The following is an 18,760-nucleotide window of genomic DNA, read 5'->3' as shown; positions in this document are numbered from 1 at the left end:
GACGGCTTCCCGCCGCCCGCGACTGACGCCGCCACGGAGTTGTACGCGCCATGAAGACCCGCATCGAAAAAGACACGTTTGGCCCCATCGAGGTGCCGGAAGACCACCTGTGGGGCGCCCAGACCCAGCGCTCCCTGCATTTCTTCGCGATTTCCACCGAGAAGATGCCGGAACCGCTGGTCAATGCGATGGCGCGGCTCAAGCGCGCGGCGGCCAAGGTCAACGCCGACCTGGGCGAGCTGGACTCCAAGATTGCGGACGCGATCATGCGCGCCGCCGACGAGGTGGTGGCGGGCAAGTGGCCCAACGAGTTTCCGCTGTCCGTCTGGCAGACCGGTTCGGGCACACAAAGCAACATGAACATGAACGAGGTGCTGGCCAACCGCGCCTCGGAACTGCTGGGCGGCGTGCGCGGCGAAGAGCGCAAGGTGCACCCGAACGACCACGTCAACCGCGGTCAGTCGTCGAACGACACCTTCCCGACCGCGATGCACGTGGCGGCCGCGGTGGAAGTCGAGCACCGCCTGCTGCCGTCGCTGAAGGCGCTGCGCGCCACGCTGGCGGCCAAGAGCGCCAAGTACTACGACATCGTCAAGATCGGCCGCACCCACTTGCAGGACGCCACGCCGCTGACGCTGGGCCAGGAGCTGTCGGGTTACGTGGCGCAGCTGGATCTGGCCGAGCAGCAGATCCGCGCCACGCTGCCGGGCTTGCACCAACTGGCCATCGGCGGCACCGCGGTGGGCACGGGCCTGAACGCCCACCCGCAATTCAGCCCCAAGGTGTCGGCCGAACTGGCCCACGCCACCGGCACGGCGTTCGTCTCGGCGCCCAACAAGTTCCAGGCGCTTGCATCCCACGAAGCGCTGCTGTTCGCGCACGGCGCGCTGAAGTCGCTGGCGGCGGGCCTCATGAAGATCGCCAATGACGTGCGCTGGCTGTCGAGCGGTCCGCGTTCGGGCCTGGGCGAGATCAGCATTCCCGAGAACGAGCCGGGCAGCTCGATCATGCCGGGCAAGGTCAACCCGACGCAGTGCGAAGCCATCACGATGCTGGCCGCGCAGGTCCTGGGCAACGACGTGGCCATCAACATCGGCGGCGCCAGCGGCAACTTCGAATTGAACGTCTACAAGCCCCTGGTCATCCACAATTTCCTGCAATCGGTGCGTTTGCTCACGGACGGCATGGCCAGCTTCGACCAGCATTGCGCCGCGGGCATCGAGCCCAACCACGAGCGCATCGCTGAACTGGTGGACCGTTCGCTGATGCTGGTGACCGCGCTGAATCCGCACATCGGCTACGACAAGGCCGCGCAGATCGCCAAGAAGGCGCACAAGGAAGGCCTGTCGCTGAAGGAATCGGCGCTGGCCCTGGGTTTTGTGACCGAAGCGCAGTTTGCCGAATGGGTCGTGCCGGGCTCGATGACGAACGCGCACAAGCCGTCGTAAGCCGTCCCGCGTTACCGACGCCATGAAGATGGCCGCCCTTGCCGGGGCGGCCATTTTTCTTGCGCGTGGGCTAGATGCGGCCGGCCAGCAGCAGCCACATCGGGATCGTGACCGCCGAGAACAACGTGCCCAGCGAGATCAGCACGGCCACCATGCGGCCGTCACCGCCCATGCGCATCGCCAGCACGTACGCGGCCGACGCCGTGGGCAGCGCCGCAAACAGCAGCAGCATGCGCGCTTCGAGCGGGGGCAGGTTGAGCAGGTTCGCCACCAGCAGGGCGACCGCGGGCAGCGCGACCAATTTGACCGCCAGCATCCACGCGATCAGCGTGCCGTAGCCCTTGCCGCCCTCCCAGGCCAGGCTGGCGCCCACGCAGATGATGCCCAGCGCAAGCGCCGCCGCGCCCAACCGCGCGAACACCGTGTCGACGGGGCCGGGAAGCTGCAATCCCGCCAGATTGCAGGCCAGGCCGAGCAAGGTGGACGTTACCAGCGGATTGCGCGCTAGCTCGCGCAGGAGGTTGCCGCCGCTGTGGCGAGCCAGGCCGTAGACGGCGGCGACGTTGGCCATGGGCACTGCGAAGCCGACGATCAGCGCCATGACGGTCTGACCCTGCGCGCCCGCCAGGCTGGCTGCCAGCGCCAGGCCGATATAGGTGTTGAAGCGGTATCCGCATTGCGCGGAGGAGGCCAGGCCCAGCGACGAGGGCCGTAGCGCCAGGCCCGCCAGCCACGCCATTGCCACGCCGGCCGCCACGACCGCCGCGGTGGCCTGCAGCAGCAGCGCCGCGTTGCCCGCCGTGATGGGCGTGCGCAGGATCGATTGGAACAGCAGTGCGGGGAACAGCACGAAGTAGACGAGGCGTTCCGTGCCGGCAAAGAACTCGCGTGAGAAACCCAATTTGTGACGTAGCGCCCAACCCAGCGCGACCAGCATGAAATCGGGGAGAACCAGGAGTGCTACAGACATAAAGGCGTGGGTTTTCGTCTGGCGCCGGGAGGCGTCCGGCGCGCTATGCGGGTGTAAGCATTTGCTGCTATTCTCCGTCATTCTGGCGGGCGCGTGTGCCACAAGCAACCTATAAATGCGGCGTAGACACGCTGCGCACAAGCAATGCGCCCGCACCGTTATCTGCTGGTCCGTCTACAGGCGGGCACATCACACAACGGTCCGTCTACACACGGGCTCGCAATCTTGGAGGAAACACAACTATGAATAAGGTCCGCTCCCTGGCAGTGGCCATCGCCCTTGCTACCGGTGCTGCCGGCACGTTGGGCGCTTCGGTCGCGCACGCCGCAGACAAGTACCCCAGCAAGGCCATCCGCGTGATCGTTCCGTTCGCGCCTGGCGGTTCCACGGACATCATTGCGCGCCTCGTGACGCAGCGCATGAGCCAGGAACTCGGCCAGCCGATGGTCGTTGAAAACAAGGGCGGCGCTGGCGGCGCCATCGGTGCGGCCGAAGCCGCACGCGCGCCTGCCGACGGCTACACGCTGTCCATCGCCACCGTCTCCACGATGGCCGTGAACCCCGCCTGCCGTCCGAAGGACCTGCCGTACGATCCGATCAAGGACTTCCAGCCGGTCACCAACTTTGCCAACACCGCCAACGTCGTGGCCGTGAACCCCAAGTTCCCCGCCAAGGACTTCAAGGGCTTCATCGAAGAGCTGAAGAAGAACCCGGGCAAGTACTCGTACGGCAGCTCGGGCACGTGCGGCGTGCTGCACCTGATGGGCGAATCGTTCAAGATGGCCACCGGCACCGACATCGTGCACGTGCCCTACAAGGGTTCGGGCCCGGCGCTGGCTGATGCCGTCGGCGGCCAGATCGAAATCCTGTTCGACAACCTGCCGTCCTCGATGCCGCAGATCCAGGCGGGCAAGCTGAACGCCATGGCCATCGCGTGGCCCGAGCAGATCGCCGCCGTCAAAGGCGTGCCGACCTTCAAGGACGCCGGCTTCCCGGTGCTGAACCAGCCCGTCTGGTACGGCCTGCTGGCCCCCAAGGGCACGCCGATGGAAGTTGTGAACAAGCTGCGTGACGCCGCCGTCGTGGCCCTGAAGGACCCGAAGGTCATCAAGGCGCTGGACGAGCAAGGCTCGGCGCCGTCGGGCAACACGCCGGAAGAGTTCGCCAAGGAAATCCAGGAACAGTTCAACTGGGCCCAGGACGTCGTGAAGAAGCAGAACATCAAGCTGGACTGATGCTGCGCGGGGCGGCCCAGTCTGCCCCCATCGACACAACAACGGGCGCCTTCGGGCGCCCGTTGTGCTTTGCGGGCCGCGCGCGGCTTGTCAGGCGGGCGCGTCCAGTCCTTCCAGCAATGCGGTGCAAGCCGCGCGCAGGCGCTCGATCAGGTCACGGTGCAACGCCGACAGCGGATCCTGGTTGCGCGTCATGATGCTGATCGGCACGCGCAGCGCGGGTTCCAGGCGGCGCAGGGTCATGCCCGGACGCAGCATGGCACGCGCGGTGATGGCGTCGACGATGGCGTCGCCGCAGCCTGCGTCGACCAGCGCGCAGGCGACGTAATGCGTCTGCACCTGGATCGCGACCTGCGGCGCCAGGCCCTGCGCGTCCAGCGCCAGTTGCAGCAGGGCGCCCGATGCGTCGCCCGCGTCCAGCACGATGAGCGTGTCGCCGGAGTCGGTGGCGTCTGCCGGGTCAGACAAGTCCGACAGCCTTAGCGGCCCCTGCCCGGGCTTGCGGCTCAGGTGTACGAGTTCCGTGTGCCCCAGCCCCATGCGTGTGAGGCCGGGATAGTCGTTCGTGTCGAACGTGATCGCCAGGTCCAGCTCGCGCGTCAGCAGCCCTTGCACCAGTTCGGCGCTGTGGTGCGTGTGGATGTCGAAGGTGATGCCGGGCTGCGCATTGCGGCTGTCGCGCACGACGCCGGGCAACAGGCCAAGGCCGAGCGCGGGCGCGCAGCCCAGGCGCAGATGGCCGTTGGGACGGTCGCGCAGGTTGGTCGCCAGCCTGCGCACGCTGTTCAGGTCCTGGCTCAGCCGCGCGATCTCGGGCGTGAGGATCTCGGCCTCGCGCGTGGCGACCAGCCGGCCCTTTACGCGGTCAAACAGCTTGAAGCCCAGCTGGCTTTCCGCATGCGCCAGCAGCTTGCTGGCGGCGGGCTGCGAAATATGCAGCGCGGCGGCGGCTTCGGTCAGGGATCCGGTGCGGCGGATCGCTTCGAATATCTCGATGTGGCGCAGGCGCATGGCGCAGATGGGGGGGATCCGAAACCGCGATTCTAAGCCGGATGGCGCGCACCGGGCGCCTGCCGCGCGACAGCGGCGCGGCCCTTTGACTATCATGGACGCCAGCCGGGTGTCCGGCGATCACCGGAGCCCTCCATGCGCCTACGCCGCCACGCCGCCCTGCTGCTCGCCGCCGCGATAGCCGGCCTGCCGTTCGTTTCCGCCAGTTGGGCGCGCACGCCGCCCGCGGCCGAGGACATCAATCCCGAGGCTGCCAGCGGCGTCCAGGCGCGCCAGCTCGTGCGCGCGCCGCACTTCATGATGGTGTCCGCCAATCCGCTGGCCAGCCGCGCGGGCGAAGCCATGCTGCGGCGCGGCGGCAGCGTGGTGGACGCCGCCATTGCGACGCAACTGGTGCTGAACCTGGTCGAGCCGCAATCGTCGGGCATCGGCGGGGGCGCGTTCATGGTGCTGTACTCCGCAGCGGACGGCCAGATCCGCACCATCGACAGCCGCGAGACCGCGCCCGCGGCCGCGCGGCCCGACCGCTTCCTGGATGCCGAGGGCAAGCCGCTACCGTTTGCGCAGGCCGTCAACAACGGCATGTCGGTGGCGGTGCCTGGCCTCCTGCGCGGTCTCGAACTGGCGCACAAGGCGCACGGCAAGCTGCCGTGGGCCGACCTGTTCCAACCGGCCATTGAATTGGCGGAAGCGGGCTTTGCGGTGTCGCCGCGTTTGCATTCACTGCTGGCCGGCAACAAGGCGTTGCCGCAGCAGGCCGCGGCGGCCGCGTTTTTCTATGCGCCGGACGGGATGCCCTGGCCGGTGGGCCACGTGCTGAAGAACCCGGAATTCGCACGCACGCTGCGCGCGGTCGCAACGCAAGGCGCCGATGCGTTCTACCAGGGCGACATCGCGCGCGATATCGTGGCCGCCGTGCAGGGGCACGAGAAGCCGGGCGACCTCACTCTGGCGGACCTGGCGGGTTATCGCGCCAAGCCGCGCGACCCCGTCTGCGGCGCGTATCGCGGCTACCAGCTCTGCGGCATGGGACCTCCAAGCAGCGGACCCATCGCCGTGTTGCAGATCCTGGGCGAGCTGGAGCAGTTTCCGCTAAGCCGTTACGCGCCGGGCACGGCGCAGGCGGTGCATTATTTTTCGGAAGCCGGCCGGCTGGCCTTCGCCGACCGCGACTTCTACGTGGCCGACCCGGACTTCGTGCGCGTGCCGGTGCGCGCCTTGCTGGACCCCGCCTACCTGCGCGCGCGCGGCGCGCTGATCCAGCCGGATCGCAGCATGAAGGTCGCGCTGCCGGGCGACCCGGAAGGCAAGCTGCTGTCGCTGGGCAAGGACAACGCGCTGGAATTGCCGTCCACCAGCCACCTCGTGGCCGTCGACGCGCAAGGCAACGCGCTCACCATGACGACCACCATCGAAAGCGAATTCGGCAGCAAGATCTTCGTGCGGGGTTTTCTGCTGAACAACGAGATGACGGACTTTTCGTCGTCGTTCAAGGATCCCGAAGGCCGGCTCGTCGCCAACCGCATCGAACCGGGCAAGCGGCCGCGCAGTTCGATGGCGCCGATGATGGTGCTACGCGATGGCAAGCCCTACCTGCTGGTGGGCTCACCGGGCGGCAGCGCGATCATCAACTACGTCGCCAAGACGCTCGTGGGCGTGCTGGACTGGAATCTTGATATCCAGTCGGCGATCGACCTGCCCAACTTCGGCAGCCGCAACAAGGAAACCGAATTGGAGAAGGGCACGGCGCTGGAAGCGCTGGCGCCGGAACTGGAGCGCATGGGACACCCGGTGCGCATCACCGAGTTTCCCAGCGGCATCCACGGCATCGTCATTGATTCGAAGGGCCTGCAAGGCGGCGCGGACCCGCGCCGCGAAGGGCTGGCGGTGGGCGGCTGACGGCGCCGCGGCCAAGACGTCAAGCTGAGCCCGGCTGAGACGCCTCGGCTAAGGCGCCTCGGCCGTGGCGCCACGCATCATTCCAGCGCCGACGGGTCCAGTTCCATCTTGGCCTCGCGGCGCCGCGCCAGCCAGGTCACGAACCACATCACCACGCCCAGCAGCAGCAGCCAGCCTGCGACCTGGTACTGGATGACGTCACGGCCCGTCAGCGGCGTGACAAGAAACAGGCACGCCGCGGCGCCCAGCCACGGGACGATGCGGTTGATGGAGAAGTGGCGGTGTTCGACCTTGTCGCGCCGCAGCACCAGCACGGCAACGTTCACGAACGCGAACACGCCTAGCAGCAGCAACGCGGTGGTGCCGCCCAGCGCGCGGATCGCCTGCGAATCGGCCAGGGCGACCAGGATGATCAGGCCGAAGGCCAACGCCGTGGTGAACAGGATGGCGGTCCACGGCGTCTGGTTCTTGCGGTGCACGTGGGCCAGAAAGGACGGCAGCACGCCCTGGCGCGACATGCCGTACAGCAGGCGGCTGGCCATCATCATGTTGATCAGCGCGGAGTTCGCGACCGCAAACATCGAGATGATCGGCATGATGTACTCCACCGGCAGGCCGGGCGCGGCGCGCTTGACCACCAGCACCAGCGGCGTGCTGCTCTTGGCGAGCTCGCCCACCGGCACCAGCGCGACGGCGCAGATCGACACCAGCACGTAGATGACGGCCGTGATGCCCAGGCCGGTCAGCATGACCTTCGGAAAGATGCGGCTGGGATCGTGCGTCTCTTCGGCCATGTTGACCGAGTCCTCGAAGCCCACCATGGCGAAGAACGCGAGCGCCGTGGCCGAGGTCACCGCCAGGAAGACGCTCTTGTCCTCGGGCGTGTCGAACGCGACGACGCGCGAGAAGTCCGCCTGGCCGCCGGAGATGGCGTAAAAGCCCAGCACGATGACCATCAAGAGGCCGGACAGCTCGATCAGCGTGAGGACAACGTTGGCCCGGACGCTTTCGGCCGCGCCGCGCAGGTTCACCAGCATGACCAGCAGCATGAAGCCCAGCGCGCCGATCGTGATCCAGCGCTTGTCGGCTTCGATGCCCATGGCGGCGAAGAGGTTCGCGGCAAAGGCCTGCGAAGCTGTGGCCGCGGACGTCAGGCCGGAACACATGACGGTGAAGCAGACGATGAACGTCAGGAAATGCACGCCGAACGCCTTGTGGACGTAGAGTGCGGCCCCCGCGGCGCGCGGGTATTTCGTGACAAGTTCCAGGTAGGACAGGGCGGTCAGCAGCGCCACGCCGAAGGCGACCAGGAACGGCAGCCAGGCCGCCCCGCCGACTTCCGCGGCCACTTGCCCTGTCAGCGCGTAGACGCCGGTGCCCAGGATGTCGCCAACGATGAATAGCAGCAGCAGCTTCGGGCCCATCACCCGTTTGAGCTGACCGTGGTCTTGTGAGTCGTTCGTGGCCATAGTCTTTTATTTCCTCTTATGTGGCTCGCCTTTTATGTGGCTCGGGACAGCGTGCAGATGCAACGCGAGGTGCAAAAAAGTCTAAGGCGGCAATCGGGCGGCTTGCTGAAACCAAATGTCTAAGTTGTTGCTCGCGGGGCGGCGGCGTTCTTGGGACGGTGTCAGACACCCGGGGAGAGGGCCGTCAGCCTGTGACAGCGGTTTTGTGGGTGTCAGACACCTGGGCGTGTCTGGGCGAGCCTGACCTGAAGGTGTCTGACACCCGTTCGAAAAGGCCGCTAGGCCGATACGGCGTCACGAGGGTGTCTGACACCTGGGCGTGTCTGGGCGAGCCTGACCTGAAGGTGTCTGACACCCGTTCGAAAAGGCCGCTAAGCTGATACGGCGTCACGAGGGTGTCTGACACCTGGCCAAGTGGAAACGCTGTCTCAAAAAAAGCCCGGCGGGCGCCGGGCAGGTCATTGATGCGGGGTCAGTCCTGGCCGGCAGGCGGCGCCAAGTCTGGCGGCAGCTTGCGCAGCGTGGCGGGCGTGCGCGACAGCTTGATGGGCGAGCCAACGCCCTTGTAGTCGCCCTGTTCCAGCACCATGCCACGGTGCCGCGTGTGCGGGTGCGCGAGCGCCTGGTCAACCGTCTGCACGGCCGCGGCAGGCACGCCGGCGCGCAGCAGCTGGTCGGCAAGCGCGGCGGCCTCGTGGCGGGCCAGCAAAGCGGTGAGATCGTCGCGCAGGGCCTGGCGATGGCGCAGGCGGTCCGCGTTCGTGGCGTAGCGTGCATCCGCCGACAGCGCCGGGGCGTCCAGCGTCTGCGCCAGCATCGCAAACTGGCCGTTGTTGCCCACGGCCAGGAAGATCGGGCCGCTGGCGGTGGGCAACGTTTCGTACGGCGCAATGTTCGGGTGCGCGTTGCCGCTGCGCTGCGGCACCTTGCCGCCGTAGAAATAATTCGGCGCATGCGGGTGCAGCAGCGACAGCGCGCAGTCGTACAGCGTGATGTCCAGGAATTGCCCCAGGCCGCTGCGCGTGCGTTCGTTGAGCGCCAGCAGGATCGCCACCGCTGCGTTCAGCCCCGTCACCATGTCCACGACCGGCAGGCCCACGCGGGTCGCTTCGCCGTCCGCATCGCCGTTCACGCTCATCAGCCCGCACATCGCCTGCGCGCAGGCGTCGTAGCCGGGCAACCCGCCCAGCGGGCCGTCCGAGCCGAACCCGCTGACGCGGCAATGGATCAGCGCGGGGAAGGCCGCCTTCAGATCTTCGTAGCCCAGGCCCCACTTTTCCAGCGTGCCGGGCTTGAAGTTTTCGACCATCACGTCGGCGTCGGCCAGCAGATGGCGCAGCAGGTCCTGCCCGGCGGGCTGCGACAAGTCCAGCGTCATGCCGTCCTTGTTGCGGTTCACGCCGACAAAATACGAGGCCGTCTCGCCCAGAAAGGGCGGGCCCCAGCCGCGCGTCTCGTCGCCGCCGGGGGGCTCGATCTTCAGCACGTCGGCGCCGTGGTCGGCCAGGATCTGCGTGCAGTACGGACCGCCCAGCACGCGCGACAGATCGATCACCTTGCAGCCTGCGAGGGCGCCAGCATTGGGTAGGGTGTGAGCCATGGGCATTCTTCGCGTCAGTCGATGGAAACGTTGGCGCTCTGGATCAGCTCGCGCCACTTGGGGACTTCGGTGGTGATGAAGGTGGACAGGCCCTGCGGCGTCTTGTCCTGCGCTTCGACGATGCCCTGCATGCGCAGCGTCTGTTCGATCGCGGGATCGGACAGCGCCGTCTTGAAGGCCTGGTTCAGCGTGTTCACCACGTCGGCCGGCGTGTCTTTGGGCGCGACGATGCCGAAGAAGACGCTGACGTCATAGCCCTTCAGGCCTTGCTCGGACAGTGTCGGCAGCTCGGGCAGCGCATCGGAACGCTGTGCGCTGGCCAGACCGATGGCGCGCAGCTTGCCCGCCTTGATGTAGGGCAGCGCGGTCAGGATGTCAGTGAACGACATCGACACCTGGCCGCCCAGCAGGTCGTTCAGCGCGGGGCCCGTGCCCTTGTACGGGATGTGCATGATCTTGGTGCCGGCCATGCGGTTGAACAGGATGCCCGCCAGGTGCGACGACGCGCCGTTGCCGGACGAGGCGTAGCTCAGCTTGTCCGGATTCTTCTGCGCGTAGGCGATCAGCTCCTGCATGTTGTTGGCAGGCACCGACGGATTCACCACCAGGATGTTGGGCAGGTGGCCGATGCGGATGATGGGCGCGAAGCTGGTCTCGGGGTTGTAGTTCTGCTTCTTGTACAGGCTGACGTTGATGGCCAGCGGGCCGGACGTGCCGAACAGGATGGTGTAGCCGTCGGGCTTGGCGGAGGCCACGTATTCAGAGCCGATGTTGCCGCCCGCGCCGCTGCGGTTTTCGACGATGACGTTCTGCTTGAGCGGCTCGCGCAGCTTCTCGGCCAGGCGGCGTGCCAGCGCGTCGGTGGGGCCGCCGGGCGGGAAGGGAACGACCAGTGTGACCGGCCGCGCGGTGGGGTAGGCGTCTGCGGCAACGGCGGGGGTGGCCGCTATGGCGGCGGCGGCCGCCAGGAACAGGGGGGTGAAATAGCGTTTCATGCATGTCTCCAGTGGATGGCGCGCCGGCTGTGCCGCCGGCGTCGGGTAACTGCGGGATGTCTGACGGGGCTACAGCGCGTACTGCAGGATGGCCTGGCTGGCCGCGCTTTCGTCAGGCGGGATGGCATAGGGATCGCGCGGGGCCAGGCGGTGCAGCAGCACCTGGTCGGCCAGCCGCGCGCGGCTTTCCAGACCCGTGCCGGTGGCTTCCCAGCGAAGCGCAGCCATCGACACCGCGTGATACAGCAGCGATGCGGCTTGGCGGGCCAGCTGCGCATGGTCGCCTTGCGCGGCATGCTCCGCCAGCGCGTAGGTCTTTTCCAGGGCGCTGGCCTGCAGATCGGCCAGTTCGGGCGGGCAAGGCGCGCCATCAGCCAGCAGGCGGTCGATGTGGCTGCGCAGCGCCGGCAGGGAATTCTCTTTCTTGATGGCGCGCAGCACGTCCAGCGCGACAATGTTGCTGGTGCCTTCCCAGATGGAGCCCAGATGCGCGTCGCGCACCAGGCGGGGGTCGGTGAACTCCTCGATGTAGCCGCAACCGCCGCGCACTTCCATCGCGTCGCCGGTGACCTTGCGCGCATCGCGGCAGGCGCGGAACTTGATCAGCGGCGTCAGGATGCGCGCCAGCGCGGGGTCGGCCGCACCCTGATCGGCATCGGCCAGCGCGCGCGCCGTCTGGAACATGACGCTGCGCGCCTGTTCGGCCCACACGATCATCTTGACGAGCTGGCGCTGCATCAGCGGCATGTCGATCAGCCGCTTGCCAAAGGCGCGTCGGTGCTGCGACACGTAGACCGCTTCGGTGACGGCACGGCGCATCAGGCCCGCTGCACGCATGCCGTTGGACAGGCGCGAGTTGTTGATCATGTCGGCCATGTGCTTGAAGCCGCGGCCGCGTTCGCCCACCAGCCACGCCACCGCGCCTTCCAGGCGGATTTCGCCGCTGGCCATGGAGCGCGTGCCCAGCTTGTCCTTCAGGCGCAGGATGCGGTAGTGGTTATGCGTGCCGTCCGCCAGGTCGCGCGGCAGCAGAAAGAGCGACACGCCCTTCAGGCCGGGGACCGTTTCGCTGCGGGCCAGCACCATCGCAAAGCCGGCGTCGGGATTCGAGCAGAACCACTTGTCGCCGTGAATGCGCCACGTGCCGTCGTCCTGAGCCTCGGCCGTGACCTCCGTGGCGCTGACATCCGAGCCCGCGCCCTGTTCGGTCATGAACATGGCGCCCTGGCGCAGCGTGTCGAAATCCTGCGATGTCACCTGCGGCAGCACGCGCTCGACCAGTGCGGGGTCGCCGAACTTGCGCAGCGTGCGCGCCAGCGAGTCCGTCATGCTGACCGGGCAGCATAGGCCGAACTCCGCCTGCACGAAAAGATGGCTGAGCGCGTACTTGGCTGCTGCGGGCATGGGCTCGGGCCAGCCGAGCACGCCGCCCCGGTGGGACAGCGCGGCCAGGCCGAATTCGCTATAGGCCAGGCGTTCCAGTTCGACATACGCGGGATGCTTGTCGATGCGGGACTCGTCCGTGCCGGCGCGGCTGCGCACGGACAGTGTGGGCGGATGCTTGTCGGCCACGGAAGCCAGTTCGTCCATCACCCCGCCCGCCAGTTCGCCCAGCCGGCTCAGGTGCGGCAGCAGGTGTGTGTGCAGGGCGGGCGGCAGGTAGCGGCGGCTCAGCGCCTCGGCGTACGGGTCGGCGCTGAACAGGTTCAGCCCGCGGGAATCCGGGACGGGCGTGGCGGTGGCGGCAACGGGCAAGACGGGGGTATCCATGGCGGCATCCGGGTCGAGACGGGAAGGTGTCCTATGGTGCGGGGCTTGATTCATCTACTCAAATACTGTTTTGATGTAGATCAATCCAAAACAAATATAGATGGGCCGTAAGGAGGGACATATGGACTTGGAACCCCGGCTGCTGCGCTACTTCATCGCCGTGGCCGAAGAGCGCCATTTCAGCCGTGCGGCGGCGCGCCTGCACATCTCGCAACCGCCGCTCAGCTATGCGATCCGCCAACTGGAGGAGAACATCGGCGCGCGCCTCTTGGCCCGCACCAGCCGGCACGTCGAGCTGACCGATGCCGGCCAGGCGCTTTACCACGAGGCCCTGATCCTTCTGCGCCAGGCCGAGGAGGTCCGCACGCTGGTGCGCCAGGTGGATGCGGGCCTGCGCGGCCGGCTGCGCATCGGCTTCGTGGGGTCGATGCTGTACCGGGGCCTGCCCGCGCTGCTGGCCGTGATGCGGACCGAACTGCCGGACGTGGAACACGTGCTGACCGAATTGAACTCGCATGACCAGATCGAGGCGGTACGGCGCGGCGAGCAGGACCTGGGCTTCATCCATGCCAATCCGGTGCCGGACGGTGTGCAGGCGCGCGACCTGATGGCCGAGCCCTTTGTCGTATGCCTGCCTGACGGGCATCCGCTGGCGCAGCGCACCTCGCTGCGGCTGTCGGAGCTGGCAGAGGATGACTTCGTCTTTTTCGCGCGGGCGGCCTCGCCCAGCTATTACGAGACGGTGCTGGCCATGTGCGTGTCGGCCGGCTTCATGCCGGCGATCCGGCATGAGGTGCGCCACTGGCTGAGCGTGGCGTCGCTGGTGTCGCAGGGACTGGGGGTGTCGATCGTGCCAGCGTGCCTGTCGCGCAGCGGGCTGGCGGGCACGCGGTTCATTGCGTTTGAACACGAAGCGCGCTCGATCAGCCAGGTGATCTGGCCCGATGCGGCGCGTTCGCCCTTGCAGGAGCGCGCGGTGGCCTTGGTGGCGCAGGCGTTTCCGCCGTTGCAACCGCCCGCCGCGGTCCTGTCATAGGCGTGAGGATCAGCGGAACACGACGGTCTTGTTGCGGTTCAGCAGGATGCGGTGCTCGACGTGGCTGCGCACGGCGCGCGACAGCACCAGGGATTCGATGTCGCTGCCCACCTGCGTCAGGTCCTGAGCGGTCATCGTGTGGTCGACGCGCTCGATGTCCTGGTCGATGATCGGGCCTTCGTCCAGATCCGAGGTCACGTAGTGGGCCGTGGCGCCGATGATCTTCACGCCGCGCGCATGCGCCTGGTGGTAGGGGCGCGCGCCCTTGAAGCTGGGCAGGAAGCTGTGGTGGATGTTGATCGCGCGGCCCGTCAGGGCGCGGCACATGTCCGCCGACAGGATCTGCATGTAGCGGGCCAGCACGACCAGGTCGATGTTCGCCTCGTCGACGATCTTGAGCACCTGCTTTTCCTGCTCCAGCTTGGTGTCGGGCGTGACCGGCAGGTAGTGGAACGGGATGTTGTAGGTGGCGGCAAGGCCGGCGTAATCGTTGTGATTGGAGACGATGGCGGCCACTTCGGCATGCAGATGGCCGCTATGCACGCGGAACAGCAGGTCGTTCAGGCAGTGGCCCTGCTTGCTGACCATGATGAGCAGGCGTTCCTTGCGGCGCGCATCGTGCAGCTTGAGCTCCATGCCGTAGTCGGCGGACATCGCGTCCAGTCGGGCGCGCAGGTCGTCGGCGGCCACGCTGACCGGCAGGTCGAAGTGCACGCGCAGGAAGAAGCGGCCGGTCTCTTCGTCGCCGAACTGCTGCGAATCCAGGATGTTGCAACCCAGTTCGAACAACAGGCCGCTGACGCGGTAGACGATGCCGGTGCGGTCAGGGCAGGACAGGGTCAGGATGTAGTCGTTGTGCTGCATGGCGGAAATGGCTGAATGAGAGAAAGGGGGAGCGGGCGGTGATCAGGCGGACAGGCGCGCCAGGGTTTCTTCCGCCAGGGCCAGGCTGGAGGTCAGCCCGGGGGATTCAATGCCGAACAGGTTCACGAGGCCCGGCACGCCGTGCACGGCGGGACCCGCGATGACAAAGTCGGCGGCCGGCTCGTGCGGACCCGATATCTTGGGCCGGATGCCCGTGTAACCCGGCGCCAACGCGTCGTCCGGCAAGGCCGGCCAATAGGTGCGGACGGCTTCGTAGAACACCTCGGCGCGGGATGGGTCAAGCGTGTAGTCCTCAGTCCCGACCCATTCGGTGTCGGGGCCGAATTTGGCCTGGCCGCCCATGTCCAGCGTCAGGTGCACGCCCAGGCCGGCATGCTGGGGCACGGGGTAGATCAGCCGCGAGAACGGCGCGCGCCCGGACAGCGTGAAATAGCTGCCCTTGCACAGGTAATCGGTGGGGATGCTGTCGGCGGGCACGCCCTCGATGCGCCGCGCCAGGGCCGGCGCCTGCAGGCCGGCCGAGTTGATCAGCACGTTGCACGTCAGTTGCATGGCGTCATCGCCGCCGAATTGCAGTTCGAAGCCGCCTTCAGGACGCGCACGCCCCGACACGAGCGGCGTATGGAAGACGCATTGGGCGCCCGCGTTTTCGGCGTCGCCCTGAAAGGACAGCATCAGCGCGTGGCTGTCGACGATGCCGGTGGACGGCGACACCAGCGCGGCGGTGCATTGCAGCGCGGGCTCCAGGCGCATGGCTTCTTCGCCCGAGATGTATTGCAGGTCGTCTACGCCGTTGGCGCGGGCGCGCTGGGCGATGCCTTCCAGTTGCGCAGCCTGGTCGGGGCTGGTGGCGACGATGAGCTTGCCCAGGCGCTTGTGCGGCACGCCGCGCTCGGCGCAATACGCATACAGCAGATGCTTGCCGCGTACGCAGAGCCGCGCCTTCAGGCTGCCGGCGGGGTAATAGATGCCGGCGTGGATGACTTCGGAGTTGCGCGAGCTGGTGCCGGTCCCGATGGCCTCGGTGGCCTCGGCCACCAGCACCTCGCGGCCGGATTGGGCCAGCGCGCGGGCAATTGCCAGCCCGACCACGCCGGCGCCGATGACGACGCAATCGACATCGACGCTCATGATTTGGCCTTTTCGGCGCGGGTGCCGGCCGGCGTCAGGTCGAAGCCGCCGGCGTGAAATACGAGCGGCGGCTCGCCACTATGTCCGCAACGTTCGACTTCTCCGACCATGATGACGTGATCTCCCTCGACGTAGCGGCTGCGGCTGCGGCATTCGAACCAGGCGGCGCAGTGGCCGTCCAGCATGGGCGTGCCGCCCGGTGCGTAGTGCACCTGCAGCCCGGCATAGCGGTCCGGCGTCTTGCCGGTTGCAAAACGCCGGGCCAATGCGATCTGGTCCGCACTCAGCACGTTCACGACGTAGCGCTCGCACTGTTCGAAAGCCTCTAGCGACGACGAGCCCAGCGACAGGCTCCACAGCACCAGCGGCGGGTTCAACGAGACCGAATTGAACGAGCTGACCGTCAGGCCGATGGGGGCGCCGTCCAGGCCGGCGGTCGTCACGACCGTCACGCCGGTGGCGTAACGGCCTAAAGCGGTGCGAAAGAAGACGGAATCGAAATCAGGGGAGGAGGCGGACATGCAGTAGACAGTTCGGTCGGGCGCGGGAGGCGCCCGGCGTGGGGACGCCCCGCGTCGGGGCGCCTGTATCAGGGAGACAGGCGTTCGATCTTCCAGCCCGCGCCGTCCGCGACGTAGCGCAGGCGGTCGTGCAGGCGGGACGGCCGGCCCTGCCAGAATTCAAAGGCGGTGGGCTTCAGGCGATAGCCGCCCCAGTGTGGCGGACGCGGCGGCTGTTCGCCGAAACGCTCGCGGAATTCCTTTTCGCGGGCTTCCAGCTCTTCACGGGTGATGGGCTGGCTTTGGCGCGAGGCCCAGGCGCCGATGCGCGATCCGGCCGGGCGGCTATGGTAGTAGGCGTCCGATTCTTCGGCCGCCACCTTTTCCACCACGCCTTCGATGCGGACCTGGCGCTCGAGCGGCTGCCAGAAGAACAGCAGGCCGGCGCGCGGCTCGGCTTGCAGGTCCAGGCCCTTGCGCGATTCGTAATTGGTGAAGAACGTGAAGCCTTGGTCGTCAAAGCCCTTGATGAGGACAATGCGGGCACTGGGCTGGCCGCTGGCATCCACCGTCGCCAGGGTCATGGCGTTGGGTTCTGGCACCTTGGCCGCCAGGGCCTCGTCGAACCAACGGGTGAATTGCTCGAACGGAGAGGGGGCGGCCTGGCTTTCCAGGAGCACATTCTTTTCGTAGCTTTGACGCAGATCAGAGACGGACATGGTCTTAGGGGTTCAGCGTTGATAACAGGGAGTTTATACCGCCTGGGAGACCGGCCCCTCATTGACCCCGCGCAGGCCCCGGGCAAGTTCGCCGCGCCTGCCTGCCCGCCTTGTGTCAGGGGCCCTCGGGCAACGGGTGGCCGTCCAGTTCCAGCCGGCGGGCGATCGCGTCGAGCCGGGCGTCGTGAATGCCGGCGGACCGCAGGGCCTGGGCGGTCTGCACCACGTAGTCCGTGCAGGGGCCGTAGCGGCCTGCCGCGCGGCGCACGATCTCCAGCAGTTCGGGCTCGGGCAGGGCGCGGATATAAGCCGGATTGCTGCGGTTCATGATGAAGACCAGCGCGCGGACGACCCCTTCGTCCGTGGCGCAGTTGATCCAGCGGGGCAGATAGGCGCCCGTGGACATCTCGCGTTCCCAGAGGGCGGGAAAGTAATTGGGGACCTGGTTGCCGGCCAGGCGATAGACCACGCCCCGGCAGGAACCGCCGCGGTCCAGGCCGAACACCAGGCCCGGGCATTCGGGCGTACCCCGGTTCACCCGCGACCACAGGCAAAGCGCCCGATGGTGGCCGCGCAGGGTGGCCAGGCGCCGTTCCTGGAAGTCGAAATCCGGCCGCCAGATCAGGGATCCGTACCCGAATACCCACACGTCTTCCCCGGCCTGCCAGTGTTTGAGCGCGTCGTCGAGCGAGGCTTGGCGTTCTTCTGCCGTCCAGAGCCGGAAGGGCAGGGACGCGCCGGAGATGTCAGAGGGGGAGGACTGCTTGTTCACAACTACGTTTTCCGTTCAGGCTCGTGCGGAGGATTTCGATTGGCCCATCCCCCGGCCATCAGCGCCACGGAGTAGGCCCAGAAAAGCGGGGCAACGCCAATTACCGCACCCAGCGCGCCGAAGGTCAACGGCAGGGACACCTGCGAGCCGTTGATCAGCGCCATGCGCAGGCCCACGGCCTCGGCGGCGCGGCCCGGCGGCGAGTATTGGTGCAGCAGGGACAGCATGCTGGGTTGGCAACAGCCCAACGCCAGTCCCAGGATGAAAGACAGCACGATCAGCACGGTAACGTCGGTGAACAGCGGGTAAAGCATGAAGTCGATGGCCGCCGTTGCCATGGCCACACGCACCAGCGTCCACGACCGCACCCGGCGCTGAATAAGCGGCAAAGCTAGCCGGATGACGAAAGTTGCCGCCGCGAACGAGGCAAGAATGACGCCGATCGTGGTGGCGGACAACCCGATCGCGACGCCGAAGATCGGCACGACGAAAAGATGGGTATCCCACGCGCCGGACAAAATGGTGTTCACCATCAGGATGCGGCGCAAGGCGGGCACGGCCAGCAATTCGGTCACACGGCGGCGCTGGGCCTCGCGCACGCCGGTGATGGCCGCGTCGACGGCCTTCAACTGATGCCGCAGCGCGTACAGACCGACTCCGGAGAGCAAGGGACCGACGGCGAGGAGGCCAAATGCCGTGCGCGTGCCCAGGTGGTCGATGGCCAGGCCGGCGATCAGCGGACCGGAAAAGCCCGAGCCCGCCAGGGCCAGAGACATGAACGAGAAATTGCGTAGCCGCTGCTCAGGTTCGGCGTGGCCTAGCAGGTCCTGCGTGGCGACCTGATGCAGCATGAAGCCGATGCCAATGCAGCAGGACGCGACCAGCAGTGCGGACTGCGTCTGGGAGATGGAGGGCAATAGCGTGCCGAAGGCGACCAAAGTGGTGCCGATGACGAGCGGGCGCACGATGCCGACCCGGTCCACCCACCGTCCCGCACGCACCGAAAACAGCATCGGCAACACGGCAAACACCGCGACCAGCGTCCCGACCGTGAATGTGGACAGCCCCATCTGCAGCGCTGTCAGGGAAACGGTGATCCGTCCCCCGGTCAGTGCAACGTGATTCATCATTGCCAGCAGGCACAAAAGCACCGCCCCGGAAAACTCCGGGGAACTGGATGGCGAGGAGGGGGATCTGTTGGAGGTAGACACGGCTTAACTGCAGTCATTCTGTTCGTAACATCCGGCTATGTCGAGGCGAGGCGTTTTTGCGCTGCAGCGGACAGTGTCTAGTCACTTTGCGAAGTTAACGGTCTCTACC

Annotated in this window: 16 protein-coding genes; 4 read left to right on the top strand and 12 right to left on the bottom strand. The window is 67.1% G+C overall.

Annotation, left to right across the window (positions count from 1 at the left end; translation table 11 throughout):
• The first annotated feature begins 50 nt into the window (after positions 1-50).
• On the top strand, positions 51-1,448 hold the full coding sequence (gene fumC / locus ASD71_RS20785) for a class II fumarate hydratase (RefSeq protein WP_056569025.1): 1,398 nt from the start codon (positions 51-53) through the stop codon (positions 1,446-1,448).
• Positions 1,449-1,518: 70 nt separating this feature from the next.
• Here the strand turns inward: fumC and ASD71_RS20780 are convergent, their stop codons facing one another.
• A complete protein-coding gene (locus ASD71_RS20780) occupies positions 1,519-2,418 on the bottom strand; it encodes an AEC family transporter (RefSeq protein ID WP_056569022.1) in 900 nt (299 codons plus the stop codon).
• A 242-nt stretch (positions 2,419-2,660) separates the two neighbouring features.
• Here ASD71_RS20780 and ASD71_RS20775 point away from each other — a divergent pair, with 242 nt between their 5' ends.
• Positions 2,661-3,653, top strand: a complete 993-nt coding sequence (locus tag ASD71_RS20775; RefSeq protein WP_056569019.1) for a tripartite tricarboxylate transporter substrate binding protein BugE — start codon at positions 2,661-2,663, stop codon at positions 3,651-3,653.
• A gap of 90 nt (positions 3,654-3,743) precedes the next feature.
• Here the strand turns inward: ASD71_RS20775 and ASD71_RS20770 are convergent, their stop codons facing one another.
• Positions 3,744-4,664, bottom strand: coding sequence for a LysR family transcriptional regulator (locus ASD71_RS20770; protein ID WP_056569018.1), 921 nt, complete (start codon positions 4,662-4,664; stop codon positions 3,744-3,746).
• A 135-nt stretch (positions 4,665-4,799) separates the two neighbouring features.
• Here ASD71_RS20770 and ggt point away from each other — a divergent pair, with 135 nt between their 5' ends.
• The gene (gene ggt, locus ASD71_RS20765; protein ID WP_056569015.1) at positions 4,800-6,563 is read left to right on the top strand and encodes a gamma-glutamyltransferase; all 1,764 of its coding nucleotides are present in this window, start codon (positions 4,800-4,802) and stop codon (positions 6,561-6,563) included.
• A 77-nt stretch (positions 6,564-6,640) separates the two neighbouring features.
• Here ggt and ASD71_RS20760 read toward each other — a convergent pair whose 3' ends face one another.
• From ASD71_RS20760 to ASD71_RS20745, 4 genes are all read right to left on the bottom strand, one after another.
• On the bottom strand, positions 6,641-8,032 hold the full coding sequence (locus ASD71_RS20760; protein WP_056569012.1) for an APC family permease: 1,392 nt from the start codon (positions 8,030-8,032) through the stop codon (positions 6,641-6,643).
• A gap of 472 nt (positions 8,033-8,504) precedes the next feature.
• Positions 8,505-9,632, bottom strand: a complete 1,128-nt coding sequence (locus tag ASD71_RS20755) for a CaiB/BaiF CoA-transferase family protein (RefSeq protein ID WP_056569009.1) — start codon at positions 9,630-9,632, stop codon at positions 8,505-8,507.
• A gap of 14 nt (positions 9,633-9,646) precedes the next feature.
• Entirely contained in the window at positions 9,647-10,627 is a 981-nt protein-coding gene (locus ASD71_RS20750; protein ID WP_056569006.1) for a tripartite tricarboxylate transporter substrate binding protein, read from the bottom strand.
• 69 nt (positions 10,628-10,696) lie between these two features.
• Positions 10,697-12,397: an acyl-CoA dehydrogenase family protein gene (locus ASD71_RS20745; RefSeq protein WP_056569003.1), complete on the bottom strand. Its 1,701-nt coding sequence runs from the start codon at positions 12,395-12,397 to the stop codon at positions 10,697-10,699.
• A gap of 121 nt (positions 12,398-12,518) precedes the next feature.
• Between ASD71_RS20745 and ASD71_RS20740 the strand changes: the two genes are divergently transcribed.
• Entirely contained in the window at positions 12,519-13,433 is a 915-nt protein-coding gene (locus tag ASD71_RS20740; protein WP_056569000.1) for a LysR family transcriptional regulator, read from the top strand.
• Between the two features lie 9 nt (positions 13,434-13,442).
• On the opposite strand, the gene purU is transcribed toward ASD71_RS20740, so the two are convergent.
• The 6 genes from purU to ASD71_RS20710 all read right to left on the bottom strand — a co-directional run bounded on the left by purU (position 13,443) and on the right by ASD71_RS20710 (position 18,651).
• A complete protein-coding gene (gene purU, locus ASD71_RS20735) occupies positions 13,443-14,297 on the bottom strand; it encodes a formyltetrahydrofolate deformylase (protein WP_056568997.1) in 855 nt (284 codons plus the stop codon).
• A gap of 42 nt (positions 14,298-14,339) precedes the next feature.
• Positions 14,340-15,449 (bottom strand): NAD(P)/FAD-dependent oxidoreductase, encoded by a 1,110-nt coding sequence (locus ASD71_RS20730; protein WP_056568994.1) that lies wholly within the window; start codon positions 15,447-15,449, stop codon positions 14,340-14,342.
• Positions 15,446-15,970 (bottom strand): flavin reductase family protein, encoded by a 525-nt coding sequence (locus tag ASD71_RS20725; RefSeq protein ID WP_056568991.1) that lies wholly within the window; start codon positions 15,968-15,970, stop codon positions 15,446-15,448. The genes ASD71_RS20730 and ASD71_RS20725 overlap by 4 nt, the downstream gene beginning before the upstream one ends.
• 68 nt (positions 15,971-16,038) lie before the next feature.
• On the bottom strand, positions 16,039-16,668 hold the full coding sequence (pdxH, locus tag ASD71_RS20720; protein ID WP_056568987.1) for a pyridoxamine 5'-phosphate oxidase: 630 nt from the start codon (positions 16,666-16,668) through the stop codon (positions 16,039-16,041).
• Positions 16,669-16,783: 115 nt separating this feature from the next.
• Positions 16,784-17,440 carry a gamma-glutamylcyclotransferase gene (locus ASD71_RS20715; protein ID WP_056568985.1) on the bottom strand — a complete coding sequence of 219 codons (657 nt, stop codon included), beginning with the start codon at positions 17,438-17,440 and terminating at the stop codon, positions 16,784-16,786.
• Between the two features lie 2 nt (positions 17,441-17,442).
• Positions 17,443-18,651 carry an MFS transporter gene (locus ASD71_RS20710; RefSeq protein ID WP_156395239.1) on the bottom strand — a complete coding sequence of 403 codons (1,209 nt, stop codon included), beginning with the start codon at positions 18,649-18,651 and terminating at the stop codon, positions 17,443-17,445.
• Positions 18,652-18,760: the final 109 nt, after the last annotated feature.

Origin of the sequence: Achromobacter sp. Root565, from assembly GCF_001427425.1 — a bacterium.
Taxonomy (GTDB): domain Bacteria; phylum Pseudomonadota; class Gammaproteobacteria; order Burkholderiales; family Burkholderiaceae_B; genus Achromobacter; species Achromobacter spanius_D.
The sequence above is the reverse complement of the archived record's forward strand: the minus strand, read 5'-3'. Positions and strand labels throughout refer to the sequence as shown.